This is a genomic window from Hathewaya limosa (assembly GCF_030815255.1).
Lineage (GTDB): Bacteria > Bacillota > Clostridia > Clostridiales > Clostridiaceae > Hathewaya > Hathewaya limosa.
This window is the reverse complement of record NZ_JAUSWN010000037.1, coordinates 1-15,440: the sequence shown is the minus strand read 5'-3', so window position 1 is coordinate 15,440 and position 15,440 is coordinate 1. Positions and strand designations below refer to the sequence as shown.

At 33.0% G+C, this 15,440-nt stretch carries 15 protein-coding genes and 1 other annotated feature; all 15 genes read right to left on the bottom strand.

Going from position 1 to position 15,440, the window contains the following annotated elements:
• Positions 1-221: GTP-binding protein (locus tag QOZ93_RS13535; RefSeq protein WP_307357244.1), on the bottom strand; the 221-nt coding region annotated here is incomplete at its 3' end.
• 89 nt (positions 222-310) lie between these two features.
• On the bottom strand, positions 311-2,377 hold the full coding sequence (fusA, locus tag QOZ93_RS13530; protein WP_307357322.1) for an elongation factor G: 2,067 nt from the start codon (positions 2,375-2,377) through the stop codon (positions 311-313).
• Positions 2,378-2,456: 79 nt separating this feature from the next.
• Positions 2,457-2,927 carry a 30S ribosomal protein S7 gene (gene rpsG / locus QOZ93_RS13525; protein ID WP_111944104.1) on the bottom strand — a complete coding sequence of 157 codons (471 nt, stop codon included), beginning with the start codon at positions 2,925-2,927 and terminating at the stop codon, positions 2,457-2,459.
• A 168-nt stretch (positions 2,928-3,095) separates the two neighbouring features.
• Positions 3,096-3,473, bottom strand: coding sequence for a 30S ribosomal protein S12 (gene rpsL / locus QOZ93_RS13520; RefSeq protein WP_111944105.1), 378 nt, complete (start codon positions 3,471-3,473; stop codon positions 3,096-3,098).
• Between the two features lie 113 nt (positions 3,474-3,586).
• On the bottom strand, positions 3,587-3,832 hold the full coding sequence (locus tag QOZ93_RS13515) for a ribosomal L7Ae/L30e/S12e/Gadd45 family protein (RefSeq protein WP_111944106.1): 246 nt from the start codon (positions 3,830-3,832) through the stop codon (positions 3,587-3,589).
• Positions 3,833-3,970: 138 nt separating this feature from the next.
• Positions 3,971-7,504, bottom strand: a complete 3,534-nt coding sequence (gene rpoC / locus QOZ93_RS13510; RefSeq protein WP_307357319.1) for a DNA-directed RNA polymerase subunit beta' — start codon at positions 7,502-7,504, stop codon at positions 3,971-3,973.
• A 20-nt stretch (positions 7,505-7,524) separates the two neighbouring features.
• Positions 7,525-11,244 carry a DNA-directed RNA polymerase subunit beta gene (gene rpoB / locus QOZ93_RS13505; RefSeq protein WP_307357316.1) on the bottom strand — a complete coding sequence of 1,240 codons (3,720 nt, stop codon included), beginning with the start codon at positions 11,242-11,244 and terminating at the stop codon, positions 7,525-7,527.
• Between the two features lie 277 nt (positions 11,245-11,521).
• Complete coding sequence (gene rplL / locus QOZ93_RS13500) at positions 11,522-11,887, bottom strand: 50S ribosomal protein L7/L12 (protein ID WP_111944109.1); 366 nt, start codon at positions 11,885-11,887, stop codon at positions 11,522-11,524.
• Between the two features lie 32 nt (positions 11,888-11,919).
• Positions 11,920-12,426, bottom strand: a complete 507-nt coding sequence (gene rplJ, locus QOZ93_RS13495) for a 50S ribosomal protein L10 (RefSeq protein ID WP_111944110.1) — start codon at positions 12,424-12,426, stop codon at positions 11,920-11,922.
• Between the two features lie 25 nt (positions 12,427-12,451).
• Positions 12,452-12,584: a sequence feature (ribosomal protein L10 leader region), on the bottom strand.
• A 66-nt stretch (positions 12,585-12,650) separates the two neighbouring features.
• Positions 12,651-13,349, bottom strand: coding sequence for a 50S ribosomal protein L1 (gene rplA, locus QOZ93_RS13490; RefSeq protein ID WP_111944111.1), 699 nt, complete (start codon positions 13,347-13,349; stop codon positions 12,651-12,653).
• Positions 13,350-13,426: 77 nt separating this feature from the next.
• Entirely contained in the window at positions 13,427-13,852 is a 426-nt protein-coding gene (gene rplK, locus QOZ93_RS13485; protein WP_111944112.1) for a 50S ribosomal protein L11, read from the bottom strand.
• Positions 13,853-13,931: 79 nt separating this feature from the next.
• On the bottom strand, positions 13,932-14,459 hold the full coding sequence (gene nusG, locus QOZ93_RS13480) for a transcription termination/antitermination protein NusG (RefSeq protein WP_111944113.1): 528 nt from the start codon (positions 14,457-14,459) through the stop codon (positions 13,932-13,934).
• Positions 14,460-14,520: 61 nt separating this feature from the next.
• Positions 14,521-14,745 carry a preprotein translocase subunit SecE gene (gene secE, locus QOZ93_RS13475; protein WP_111944114.1) on the bottom strand — a complete coding sequence of 75 codons (225 nt, stop codon included), beginning with the start codon at positions 14,743-14,745 and terminating at the stop codon, positions 14,521-14,523.
• Between the two features lie 41 nt (positions 14,746-14,786).
• Positions 14,787-14,936, bottom strand: a complete 150-nt coding sequence (gene rpmG, locus QOZ93_RS13470; RefSeq protein ID WP_111944115.1) for a 50S ribosomal protein L33 — start codon at positions 14,934-14,936, stop codon at positions 14,787-14,789.
• A 285-nt stretch (positions 14,937-15,221) separates the two neighbouring features.
• The coding region (locus QOZ93_RS13465) for an EF-Tu C-terminal domain-related protein (protein WP_479691387.1) at positions 15,222-15,440 on the bottom strand (219 nt) is incomplete at its 5' end.

The window sequence follows — 15,440 nt, the reverse complement described above, 5'->3', positions numbered from 1 at the left end:
TTGTCTGTTTCATACTCAACGTGTGAAGTATTGATTGTGATTCCTCTTTCTTTTTCTTCTGGTGCTTTATCGATTTCATCATATTTTGATGCTTCAGCAAATCCTTTTTTAGATAATACCATTGTAATTGCTGCTGTTAATGTAGTTTTACCATGGTCTACGTGTCCTATTGTTCCTATATTTACATGTGGCTTTTTTCTTTCAAATTTAGCTTTTGCCATTATTATTTCCTCCTTTATAATAAACCTTTATAATAAACCTTTTATAATGGAATTATAATTATTTGGTATTTACCAATAATTACTAACTATTATTTTTCTCTGCTTCCTGCAATTTGTTCCATAATATTTTTTGGAACTGGCTCGTAAGCTGCAAATTCCATGCTGTAGTTTCCTCTACCTTGAGTTCTAGATCTTAATGTAGTTGCATATCCGAACATTTCTGATAATGGAACCATAGCTTTTATTATTTGAGCTCCTGCTTGAGCTTCCATTCCTTCTATTCTTCCTCTTCTTGAGTTAACGTCACCCATAACGTCTCCCATATATTCTTCTGGAATAACTACTTCAACTTTCATTATAGGCTCTAGAAGAACTGGTTTTGCTTTTGCCATAGCATTTTTAAATGCCATAGATCCTGCAATTTTGAAGGCCATTTCTGATGAGTCAACATCATGGTATGAACCATCAAATAATCTTACTTTGAAGTTTATAACTGGGTATCCAGCAACAACCCCACTTTGAGATGCTTCTCTTATACCATTATCAATTGGTTGGATATATTCTTTTGGAATAGATCCTCCAACAACAGCATTTTCAAAGCTGTATTCTTCTTCAGTTGGTATAAGTTCAATCCAACAATGTCCGTATTGTCCACGTCCACCTGATTGTCTAACAAACTTACCTTCAGCTTTAACAGCTGAACCAATTGTTTCTTTATAAGCAACTTGTGGCTTACCAACATTACATTCAACTTTGAATTCTCTTTGTAATCTATCAACGATGATTTCTAAGTGTAATTCACCCATACCAGCGATGATTGTTTGACCTGTTTCTTGATCAGTGAAAGTCTTAAATGTTGGATCTTCTTCAGCAAGTTTTGCTAGAGCTATACCCATTTTTTCTGTACCAACTTTAGTTTTTGGTTCTATAGCAACAGAAATAACTGGTTCTGGGAATTCCATACTTTCTAGCACAACTGGAGTATCTTCTGAACATAAAGTATCACCTGTTATAGTGTTCTTTAATCCTATTATAGCTCCTAATTCACCAGCACGTAATTCTTCAACATCTTCTCTATGGTTAGAGTGCATTTTAACAAGTCTACCGATTCTTTCTTTTCTACCTTTGTTAGAGTTAAGTACATAAGTACCACTAGTCATAACACCTGAGTAAACTCTTGTAAATGCTAATCTTCCAACAAATGGGTCAGTAGCTATTTTAAATGCTAATGCTGCTAATGGTTCATTGTCATCAGCAGGTCTCTCAGTTTCATTACCTTCTAAATCTGTTCCTTTTATAGCAGGAATATCTAATGGTGATGGTAAATACTCAACTGCTGCATCTATCATCATTTGAACACCTTTGTTTTTGTATGAAGAACCACAAATTACAGGAACTATTTCATTAGCAATTACGCCTTTTCTTAAAGTTGCCTTTAATTCTTCTTCTGTTACTTCTTCACCATCAAGGTATTTCATCATTAATTCTTCATCTAATTCAGCTATAGCTTCTACCATTGATGATCTATATTCTTCTGCCATATCTTTCATATCTGCAGGAATATCTGATTCTTCAAATACTTTACCTAAATCATCTTTATATATTTCAGCTTTCATTGTTATTAAATCAATGATGCCTTCAAAGTTTTCTTCTTTACCTATTGGTAATTGAATAGGTACTGCATTAGCATGAAGTCTTTCTCTCATCATTTTAACTGCTCTATAGAAATCAGCACCTAATATATCCATTTTATTTATATATGCAACCCTAGGAACTGAATACTTATCTGCCTGTCTCCATACAGTTTCAGATTGTGGTTCAACTCCACCTTTTGCACAGAATACACCTACAGCACCGTCAAGAACTCTTAATGATCTCTCAACCTCTACTGTAAAATCTACGTGACCTGGTGTATCTATAATGTTTATTTCGTGACCTTTCCATTGACAAGTTGTTGCAGCAGAAGTAATTGTTATACCTCTTTCTTGTTCTTGAACCATCCAGTCCATTGTAGCTGCACCATCATGTGTTTCACCTATTTTATGAGTTCTTCCTGTGTAGAAAAGTATACGCTCTGTTGTTGTTGTTTTACCAGCATCGATATGAGCCATTATACCAATATTACGAACTTTTTTTAAAGGAAATTGTCTAGCCAAATTTCTTCCTCCTCTCAACGTCTTACTTTATAAATTTTAGAAAACTGTTTTGAGAAAACTCAAAACAGTTTTAATTATATTAATATCTGTAATGTGCAAATGCCTTATTAGCTTCAGCCATTTTATGAGTATCTTCTCTCTTCTTAACAGCTGCTCCAGTATTGTTTGAAGCATCTAATAATTCAGCAGCAAGTTTCTCGCACATGCCTCTTTCGCTTCTTTTTCTAGCAGCAATTAATAGCCATCTGATACCTAAAGTTTGTCTTCTGTCTGGTCTTACTTCGATTGGAACTTGGTATGTTGCTCCACCAATTCTTCTAGCCTTTACTTCTAATAATGGCATTATATTTTCCATAGCAGTTTCAAAAACTTCTATTGCTTCTTTTCCTGTTTTTTCTGCTAAAATTGCAAATGCATCATAGCATATTTTTTGAGCTATACCTTTTTTACCATCATACATGATAGAATTGATTAGCTTTGTAACTACCTTGCTATTATACATTGGATCTGGTAATACTTCTCTTTTTTGAATAGTCCCTTTTCTTGGCACTTTACTTCCCTCCTTAAACATTTACAATTTAGATCATAGGTACTCGATACTTAAAATATCGTTATATGTATTTGAAGATTTCTCTACCAAACAGACATTTTAAATATTTATACACATGAGCCCGTTAATTCCATAAATGTGAAGCTACAGCATCATAATTTTATAAAACTATTTTTTCTTAGGTTTTTTAGTTCCGTATTTAGATCTTGATTGCATTCTTTCATTAACTCCTGCAGAGTCTAATGCACCTCTTATTATGTGATATCTAACACCAGGAAGGTCTTTTACTCTTCCCCCTCTGATTAATACAACACTGTGCTCTTGTAAGTTATGTCCTTCACCTGGGATATAAGATGTTACTTCATATCCGTTAGTTAATCTAACTCTTGCTACTTTTCTTAAAGCTGAGTTAGGTTTCTTTGGTGTAGTAGTTTTAACTACTGTACATACACCTCTCTTTTGAGGACACTCCTTTAAAGCTGGTGAAGCTGATTTACTTGATACGCTTGATCTACCTTTTCTTACTAATTGGTTAATTGTTGGCATACGCACACCTCCTCATATTTTCCTAAGTATAAATTTTAATTTTTCATTATGCTGTTTTATTTCAAAATACTTAACAGCCTCAATTATCAAAATAAATAGTTAATATACATTACTTATTCTAATATTAAAGCTGCTGCAGCTCCTACATCTATTTCACATAACTGCCCTAATTCTTTCATAGTAGCAACGTAATTTACTTCCAATTGTTTACATTTAGCTAATTCTACAAGTGGTTTAATAACCCCGATTTCTGCATCGTTAGCTACATAAATCTTTAAATTAGCATAATTTTGTAAACTTTTTAGAAGTTTTACAGACTGCTTAACTCCTACAATCTTATTTGATTTGTTGTCTAACATAACTTCTCCCTCCCAGGATTAATTATGCTTATCATATTTATTAAATAACATTGTTGTAGACATTTATCGATAGTCTACAACAATGAGTATTTTATCATTTTAGTCAACTGATGTCAATAAATTATTATTAAGCTTTAACTATTGTTCTTGAACAACTTCTTCGTTTTGTTTATCTTCAGTACTGATTTTTAAAGTTCTATATCTAGTCATTCCTGTTCCAGCTGGTATTAACTTACCAAGAATAACATTTTCTTTTAATCCAACTAGCGGATCTATTTTTCCTTTAATAGCTGCCTCTGTAAGAACTCTTGTAGTTTCTTGGAATGAAGCCGCTGATAAGAATGAATCTGTTGCAAGAGCTGCCTTTGTAATACCTAATAAAGTAATCTTACCTTCTGCTGGCATTCCACCATTAGCTATTGCTTTTTCATTTTCTTCCTCAAATTCAAAAATATCTATTAACGAACCTGGTAATAACGATGTATCTCCTGACTCCTCAATTTTTATCTTTCTAGTCATTTGTCTTACAACGACCTCTAAGTGCTTATCATTAATATCAACACCTTGAAGTCTATATACCTTTTGAACCTCTGATAATAGATAATTCTTAACTCCTTCAACTCCCTTAATTCTTAGGATATCATGTGGATTAACTGAACCTTGAGTGATTTCGTCTCCAGCTTCAATTCTAGCTCCAGCCTTGATGTTAACTCCTAATCTTGAACCAAATGGAATATCATAGCTTACTTCTTCACCGTCATCAGATATTACAATAACTGTTCTCTTTTTCTTAGTTTCTTCTATCTTAACAGTCCCTGCTACCTCTGTTACAATAGCTAATCCTTTTGGTTTTCTTGCCTCAAATAATTCCTCAACTCTAGGAAGACCTTGAGTTATATCGGCACCGGCAACTCCACCAGTGTGGAATGTTCTCATTGTAAGCTGTGTACCTGGCTCACCGATAGATTGAGCGGCTGTAATACCAACTGCTTCACCTATATTAATTTTATCTCCTGTAGCCATATTCATCCCATAACATTTAGAACATACACCAAATTTGGATTTACATGTAAATACTGATCTAATCTTAACAGTTTTAACTCCTGCTTTTTCTACCTTTGATGCTAACTCTACATCCATATATTCATTTTGTTTAACAATAATCTCTCCAGTACTTGGATTAATTATATCTTCTGATGTATATCTACCAGTTAATCTTTCTGTTAAAGTTTCAATCATTTCATTTCCTTCTTTGATTTCTTTAACAAGGTATCCTTCTGTAGTTCCACAGTCATCTTCTCTTATAATAACATCTTGGCTTACATCAACAAGTCTTCTTGTTAAGTAACCTGAGTCAGCTGTTTTAAGTGCAGTATCGGCGTTTCCTTTTCTAGCTCCATGGGTAGAAATGAAATACTCTAATACGTCAAGTCCTTCTCTAAATGATGATCTGATAGGAAGCTCGATAATTTTACCTGATGGATTAGCCATAAGTCCTCTCATACCTGCAAGCTGTTTAATCTGACTCTTAGAACCTCTGGCACCTGAATCTGCCATCATGAAGATAGGGTTAAACTTATCAAAATTATCCATTAAGGCATTGGCAACATCTTCTGTTGTTTTAGTCCATTTATCTATAACTCTTTCATATCTTTCATCTTCAGATATGAATCCTCTTCTATACATCTTTTCTATGCTTTCTACTGCTTTATCTGTATCAGCAAGTAATGTTTTCTTAGCTTCTGGAACTATCATATCTGATACAGATATTGTAATAGCCCCTATAGTTGAATAATGGTATCCTGTAGCTTTTATTTTATCTAACATTATAGATGTTTGAGTTGGTCCATATTTCAAATAACACTTATCTATAATTTTTCCTAATGATTTTTTAGTAATTAAGAAGTCTATTTCTAATTTAAATAAATTTTCTGGTTTACTTCTATCAATAAACCCTAAATTTTGAGGAATAGATTCATTAAAGATAAGCTTACCAGGTGTAGTTTCTATCATACCTGTAATTTTTTCACCATCAATTTCCTTAATCACTTTTACTTTAATCTTAGAATGTATATCAATGTCTTTGCATTGATATGCCATATAAACTTCTTCTGGAGATGAGAACGATCTACCTTCTCCTCTTCCTCCATCTTTCTCCATAGTCAGATAATAAGATCCTAAAATCATATCCTGTGTAGGTACACATACTGGCTTACCATCAGATGGTTTTAATATATTATGAGCCGCTAACATTAAGAATCTAGCTTCTGCTTGAGCCTCAACCGATAATGGTACGTGAACCGCCATTTGGTCACCATCAAAGTCGGCATTATATGCTGTACATACTAATGGATGAAGTTTTATTGCTCTACCTTCTACAAGGATTGGTTGGAACGCTTGAATTCCAAGTCTGTGTAGAGTCGGAGCACGGTTAAGCATAACTGGATGATCTTGAATAACTTCTTCTAGTACATCCCATACTTGTGCCATAACTCTTTCAACCATTCTCTTAGCACTCTTAATATTATGAGCAATGCCTCTTTCAACTAACTTTTTCATCACAAATGGTTTGAATAATTCAAGAGCCATTTCCTTTGGAAGACCACATTGATACATTTTTAACTCAGGACCTACAACAATAACTGAACGTCCTGAATAATCGACACGTTTACCAAGTAAGTTTTGTCTAAATCTACCTTGCTTACCTTTTAACATATCTGATAATGATTTTAATGGTCTATTTCCTGGTCCTGTTACAGGTCTTCCTCTTCTACCATTATCTATTAATGCATCTACTGCCTCTTGTAGCATTCTTTTCTCGTTTCTAACGATTATATCTGGTGCACCTAATGATAATAGCTTCTTAAGTCTGTTATTTCTATTAATAACTCTTCTATATAAATCATTTAAGTCAGATGTTGCAAATCTTCCACCATCTAATTGAACCATTGGTCTTAAATCTGGTGGAATAACAGGGATAACATCAACTATCATCCATTCAGGTTTATTACTAGAATTTCTAAAAGATTCAGCAACCTCTAATCTTCTTATAGTTCTTATTCTCTTTTGTCCTGTATTAGTCTTTAATTCTTCTTTTAATTCTACTACTAAAGCATCTAAATCAATTTCTTGTAATAAAATCTTTATAGCTTCAGCACCTATTCCAGCTTCAAAACTATCATATCCGTATTTTTCTACTGCTTCTCTATATTCTTTTTCACTTAATAATTGTTTCTTTACAAGTGGAGTTTCCTTTGAGTCGATTACTACATAAGAAGCAAAGTATAGCACTTTTTCTAAAGCTCTTGGTGACATTTCAAGGATTAATCCCATTCTTGATGGTATACCTTTAAAATACCAAATATGAGATACAGGGGCAGCAAGTTCAATATGCCCCATTCTCTCACGTCTTACTTTAGATTTAGTTACTTCAACACCGCATCTGTCACAAACTATGCCCTTATATCTAACTCTCTTATACTTTCCACAATGACATTCCCAATCTTTAATTGGTCCAAATATCTTTTCGCAAAAAAGACCATCTTTTTCTGGCTTTAAAGTCCTATAATTAATTGTTTCTGGCTTTTTAACCTCACCTCTAGACCACTCTCTTATTTGTTCTGGTGAAGCTAAACCTATTTGTATGGCATCAAAATTATTTAATTCAAACAAGGGTACATCCTCCCTTCAGACTAGTGTTCATCATTTATATCATTTAAGTCTAAATCATTCTCAAAACTATCAAAAGTTAAATTTTCATATGTTCCAAAGTCATCTTCATCTTCTTCAAAGACTTCTTCTTCAACTTCTACATTTTCTTCTATTTTTTCCTCTGTTACTGGAGTATAATTTGAATCCTCTACTCCTTCGATATTTACATCTAATTCTTTAGTTTCTTCCTCTTCTGCAAATTCTTTTAATTGAATTTCTCCATATGAATCATCAAGAACCTTTACATCTAAGCATAATGCTTGAAGTTCTTTTATAAGAACTTTAAACGATTCTGGTACTCCTGGTTCTGGAATATTTTCACCTTTAACAATAGCTTCATAAGTTTTTACTCTTCCAACTACATCATCTGATTTAACAGTTAATATTTCTTGTAGAGTATAAGCAGCTCCATAAGCTTCTAGAGCCCAAACTTCCATCTCACCAAATCTTTGGCCTCCGAATTGAGCTTTACCACCTAATGGTTGCTGAGTTACTAATGAGTAAGGTCCTGTAGATCTTGCGTGAATCTTATCATCAACCAAGTGGTGAAGTTTTAAGATATACATTATACCTACTGTAACTCTATTATCAAATGCTTCTCCAGTTCTTCCATCATATAATACTGTTTTACCATCTTTATTAAATCCTGCTTTTATAAGATGTTCTTCTATATCTGATTCTGTAGCACCATCAAATACTGGAGTAGCTATATGCCATCCTAATTGATGTGCTGCCCATCCAAGGTGAACCTCAAGTACCTGCCCAATGTTCATACGAGAAGGTACCCCTAATGGGTTAAGACATATTTGAACAGGTCTTCCATCTGGTAAGAAAGGCATATCTTCAACTGGTAATACCCTTGAGATAACCCCTTTGTTACCATGTCTTCCTGCCATTTTATCTCCTACAGAGATTTTTCTCTTCTCAGCAATATAACATCTTACTAATCTATTTACTCCTGGTGGAAGTTCATCGCCATTTTCTCTTGTAAATACTTTTACATCTACAATAATACCAGTTGCTCCATGAGGAACTCTAAGTGATGTATCTCTAACTTCTCTAGCCTTCTCACCAAATATTGCTCTTAATAATCTTTCCTCAGCTGTTAATTCAGTTTCACCTTTTGGTGTAACTTTACCAACAAGAATATCTCCTGATCTAACTTCAGCACCTATTCTAATTATTCCTCTTTCATCAAGGTCCTTAATAGCATCATCACTTACATTAGGAATATCACGAGTTATTTCTTCAGGTCCTAGCTTAGTATCTCTAGCCTCTGCTTCATACTCTTCTATATGAATAGATGTGAATATGTCATCTCTTACTAACTCTTCAGAAACTAACATCGCATCCTCATAGTTATAACCTTCCCAAGTTATAAATCCTATGATTATATTTTTACCTAATGCAATTTCTCCAAGATCTGTAGATGGTCCATCTGCTAATACTGAACCAACTTCCACTCTTTCACCTTTTTCAACTATTGGTCTTTGATTTATACAAGTACCTTGGTTAGATCTCTTAAACTTCAACAGTTTGTATGTATCTATTGTTCCGTCTGAATCTTTTCTAACTCTAACCTCATTGGCACTTACATATTCAACAACACCAGCATGTTTTGACTTAGGTAATACCCCTGAATCAACTGCTGCCTTATGTTCTATACCAGTTCCTACAATAGGAGCACTTGGTTTTAATAATGGTACTGCCTGACGTTGCATGTTTGATCCCATTAGGGCACGGCTGGCGTCATCATTTTCAAGGAATGGTATCATTCCTGTAGCAACAGAAACTATTTGTCTAGGAGATACGTCCATTAGATCTACTTCTTCCCTTGGAACTATAAGTACATCTTCTTTATCTCTAACTGTTACTTTTTTATCTATAAAGTATCCATTTTCATCAAGTGGCTCACTTGCTTCTGCAACTAAAAATCCATCTTCTTCATCTGCTGTGAAATATCTTATTTCATCAGTAGCTCTACCATCTTTGACTATTCTATACGCTGTTTCTATAAATCCATATTCATTAACTTTAGCATAAGTAGCTAATGAGTTAATAAGCCCTATGTTTGGTCCTTCTGGTGTTTCTATAGGACACATTCTTCCATAGTGAGAATAGTGAACGTCTCTTACTTCAAAGCCTGCTCTTTCTCTTGATAAACCACCAGGCCCTAAAGCTGATAATCTTCTTTTATGAGTTAACTCAGATAATGGATTTGTTTGATCCATGAATTGAGATAACTGAGAACTTCCAAAGAATTCTTTTATTGCTGCAGTTACAGGTCTAATATTAATTAAACCTTGTGGTGTTATACCTTCTTGATCTTGTATGGTCATTCTCTCTTTTACAACTCTTTCCATTCTAGAAAGGCCAATTCTAAATTGATTTTGTAATAATTCACCAACTGATCTTAATCTTCTGTTTCCTAAATGATCTATATCATCATTTTCCCCTATTCCATATGGTAAACCTAATTCATAGCTTATTGTAGCTAAAATATCATCTTTAACTATATGTTTAGGTATTAATCTGCTTATATTCTTTTTAATTTCTTCTTTAATTTGTTCTTCATCTGTATAATTTTCTAAAATTGCTTTTAATGTTGGGTAATGTACTAATTCTTTTATTTTTAAATCTGATATATCAAATTTAACAAATGCTTTAATATCAACAAAATTATTTCCTATAACTCTGATGTTTTTATCTTCTATCCTGATTTCAACTTTGTTTATACCTAAGTTTTGCATCTTAAGAGCTAATTCTCTTGAGATCTTTTCTCCTTCTTCTACTAGAATTTCTCCAGTAGTAGGATCAACTATATTTTCACCTGCTATTTGATTCGCTATTCTTGTGCTAACTGCTAATTTTTTATTAAATTTATATCTTCCAACTCTTGATAAATCATATCTTTTTGCATCAAAGAATAAAGAATCAATTAAAGATTTAGCACTATCTACAGTAGGTGGTTCACCTGGTCTTAATCTTTTATAGATTTCTAATAAAGCTTCTTCTTCAGTTTTTGTACTATCTTTTTCTATAGTAACTTTTAATCTTTCTTCTTCTCCAAAGAATGATACAAGTTCGGCATCACTACCATATCCCATAGCCCTTGCAAGGATAGTAATAGGTAGTTTTCTAGTTTTGTCTATTCTAACGTAAATAACTCCATTAGAATCTGTTTCATATTCAAGCCATGCACCTCTATTAGGTATAACAGTGGAAGAATATAATTTCTTTCCTGTTTTATCTACTACATTACTATAGTATGCTCCTGGTGATCTTACTAACTGACTTACTATTACTCTTTCTGCACCGTTTATGATGAAAGTTCCTTGCTCTGTCATTAGAGGGAAATCTCCCATAAACACTTCTTGTTCTTTTATTTCACCAGTTTCATTATTACGTAGTCTTACCTTAACTTTTAATGGTGCAGCATAGTTAGTATCTCTCTCTTTACATTCTTCTACATGATACTTTACATTTGCTTCTTCTAAAGTATAATCTACGAATTCTAAAACTAAATTTCCAGTATAGTCTTGTATAGGATTAATATCTTCAAAAACTTCCTTTAATCCTTCATCTAAAAACCATTTGTAAGAATTAAGCTGAACTTCTATTAAGTTAGGCATTTGTGTAACGTCTTTAACCTTTGAGAAGCTCATTCTGGTTCTTTTACCAACTTGGACAGGATGTACCATGGGCTTTCACTCCTTGTTTAAAGTAAAATAGGCAAAAAATCTTCATTTTTTGTGTTAAAACTTTTATTTTTGTCTAACTCTCTTTATTATATCCAAAATAATGTAATTAATTCAACTATGCACTATTTTGTCTTATTTGAGTATCTTTTTAATTGTTATTTTACCGTACTATAATAAATCAATGCAATTATTTATTCTATCACGTAAATTTTAATATGTCAAATAAAGAGATTTTAAAAAAGGGCACTTTTTACAAAGTGCCCTTTTGGCCTATTTATTATTTTAATTCAACAGTAGCTCCAACTTCTTCTAATTGAGCTTTCATTTTTTCAGCTTCGTCTTTAGCTATGCCTTCTTTTAATGTCTTAGGTGCACCATCAACGATGTCCTTAGCTTCTTTTAAACCTAATCCAGTTATTTCTCTAACAACTTTGATTACTTTAATTTTTTGAGAACCAGAGTTTGCTAATACAACTTCAAACTCGTTCTTTTCTTCTGCAGCTCCTGCAGCTCCTGCAGCTCCTGCTACTGCTACTGGTGCAGCAGCGCTTACTCCGAATTCTTCTTCGCAAGCTTTAACTAATTCGTTTAATTCCATAACGCTCATTTCTTTTATAGCTTGAATCATTTCTTCTCTTGTCATTGTTAAAACACCTCCAAAATTTCTAGAACCAACTATTCAGCTGTTTCGCTTTCTTTTTTCTCTTTAATTGCATTTAATAAGTATGCAAGATTTGATAATGGAGCTTTGAAGCTTCCAAGAAGTTTTGCAAGTAAAACTTCCTTTGATGGGATTGATGCAAGTTCTTTTATTCTGTTTATATCGAATACTTCACCTTGAACAATACCTGCTTTTAGCTCTAATTTCTTATGATCTTTAGCAAAATTATTTAATATTCTTGCTGGTGCTGTTGGATCTTCATAGCTTATTGCAATTGAAACTGGTCCGTTTAAATATTCATCTAAACCTTCAATTCCTAATTCTTTTAAAGCTAATGTAGTTAAAGTATTTTTATATACCTTATATTCAACACCTGATTCTCTTAATTGCTTTCTAAGCTCAGTGTCTTCTTCAACATTTAATCCTTGATAATCTGCAAGGATGATTGCTTGAGCTTTTTCTAGCTTTTCTTTTATTTCTTGAACCTTTGCTTCTTTTAATTGTCTGTTTTTGCTTAACACTGTGTGCCACCTCCTCACAGTTTGCTATATAAAATTAAAGTCTCTCCGTAAACACACGAAGAGACTATTATATACAATATATATACGTCTTCCTCGGTAGGCGACATAATCTTACGCTTTTCAGCACCTACGGTCTACGGAACTAACTTATTATTCATTTTAACAAAACTATTATATCAATTTTGTACATGTTAGTCAAGAAAAATTTTTATTTTTTATAAAAATTACTCAAGAACTTTTACTGGATTAACCTTTACACCAGGTCCCATTGTACTAGAAACTGATACTGATTTTAAATATTGACCTTTAGCTGCAGCTGGCTTAGCTTTTACAACAGCTTCCATTAAAGCTTTGAAGTTATCTTGTAACTTTTCAGCTCCAAAAGATTTCTTTCCGATTGGCACGTGAACTATAGAAGTTTTATCAACTCTATATTCAACTTTACCAGCTTTAATTTCGCTTAAAGCTTTTGCTACATCAAAAGTAACTGTTCCTGATTTTGGGTTTGGCATTAAACCTTTAGGTCCAAGAACTCTACCGATTCTACCAACTAATCCCATCATATCTGGAGTAGCTACAACTACATCAAATTCAAACCAATTTTCTTTTTGAATTTTTTCTATTAATTCTTCTGCACCTACATAATCTGCACCTGCAGCTTGAGCTTCTTTAGCTTTTTCACCTTTAGCGAAAACTAAAACTCTAACAGTTTTACCTGTTCCATGAGGAAGTACAACTGCTCCTCTAACTTGTTGATCAGCATGTCTTGGGTCTACTCCAAGTTTTACTGCAAGTTCGATAGTTTCATCAAATTTAGCCTTAGAAGTTTTAACAGTTAATTCTAAAGCTTCTGATGGTGTATATAAAGTGTTTCTGTCTACTAACTTTGCACTTTCTATGTAATTCTTACCTTTATTTGGCATAGTTTCTATCCTCCTTTGTGGTACTAACGGTATATAACCTCCCACGATTATCGAATTAAAAATTACTTTTCTTTTAATTATTCAACTACTTCTACGCCCATGCTTCTTGCTGTTCCAGCAATCATTCTCATTGCGCTTTCTACTGATGCAGCATTTAAATCTGGCATCTTTAACTCAGCTATTTCTTTAACTTGAGCACTAGTGATTTTAGCTACCTTAGTTTTGTTAGGTTGAGCTGAACCACTTTCTAAACCAGCAGCTTTTTTAATTAGTACAGCAGCTGGTGGAGTTTTTAATATGAAGCTAAATGATCTATCTTGATATACTGTTATAACAACAGGTATGATCATACCTGCTTGATTAGCAGTTTTAGCGTTAAACTCCTTTGTGAAAGCCATGATATTAACACCATGTTGTCCTAATGCTGGACCAACTGGTGGTGCTGGTGTAGCCTTTCCAGCAGGAAGTTGAAGTTTAATTATTCCTGTAACTTTTTTTGCCATGAGTTTACACCTCCTGAATTGTGGTAATGCGGATTTTCATCCTCCCACTTATTTAAGACATAAGTCTTACATAAGTACATTATTCTAAATTTTTTATTTGATTAAATTGAAGTTCAACAGGGGTTTCCCTATTAAACAAATTAACAAATCCTTTAATAATTTGTTTCTCTAAGTTTATTTCTTGTATTTGAGCAACGTGACCTTCAAAAGCCCCTTCTATTATCTGAACACTATCACCAACTTCAAAATCAACTTCGACTACATTTTCACATATTCCCATTGATTTTGCTTCCTCATCACTTAACGGAACTGGTTTGTTAGGTTCTGGACCTACGAATCCTGTTACTCCTCTAGTATTTCTAACAACATACCAAGAGTCTTCGTTCATAATCATTTTAACCATAACGTAGCCTGGAAAAACTTTTTTCAAAGTACTTTTTTTCTTACCATCTTTTACTTCTATTTGTTCTTCCATCGGAACTTGGATATCATAGATATACTTTTGTAGATTTCTATTTTCAACTACTTTTTCTATATTAGCTTTTACTTTATTTTCATAACCTGAGTATGTATGAACTACATACCATCTTACTTTATTTTCATCCATATCTAAAGGGACTTTTATAAATTAAAATAAATGTCCCTACCTCCTTTGAATATCTAATAAACTATTTAAAAATCATCTGATATACATTTACAAATACAGCGTCTAAGACACCAACAAGTGCCATGTATAACACACAAAAGCCAACAACTGCTGCAGTAGCTTTTTTAATATCTTTTTTTTGGGGCCACGTAATTCTTTTAAATTCTGCCTTTAGCCCTCTAAAAAAACTTCCTAGACCTTTTTTGTTGTAGGAACCATTAGTTTCTTTTATTTCTTTATTAGACATTTTATTCACATCCCCAAAAATATTCAAAGAAAAGTTTCTAACTATTTTGTTTCTTTGTGTAGTGTATGCTTATGACAGAATTTGCAATACTTATTTATTTCTATTCTCTCAGGGTTGTTCTTTTTATTCTTCATTGAGCTGTAGTTTCTTTGTTTGCACTCTGAACAAGCTAATGTAACTTTAACTCTCATTTGCTGCACCTCCTACCCTTAAGCAAATTGCGTTTCTTTTTCTTAACTGCATGTTAGGTTACTTAAATAATTTATCATAACTTAACACTCATGTCAACAAAGTATAGTTCTATGATATTTATCTCCTAAAAACTAAATCTACTAATACAAAGTATAGTATTTTTAAAGTTTATATAATCATGAATTTTTCTGTATCTTATATATTGTTATATACTTTATATATAAATAAAAACTCTTCATCCCCATCCTTGAAGATGAAGAGTTCCTTTATTTAATTTACAAAGACTACTCGATTATAGTAGTAACAACTCCTGATCCTACTGTTCTTCCGCCTTCTCTTATTGCAAATCTTAATCCTTCTTCCATTGCTACTTTTGTGATTAACTCAACATTCATATCAATGTGGTCTCCAGGCATTACCATTTCTACTCCGTCTGGTAATTGGATTGATCCTGTTACGTCTGTTGTTCTGAAGTAGAATTGTGGTCTATATCCGTTAAAGAA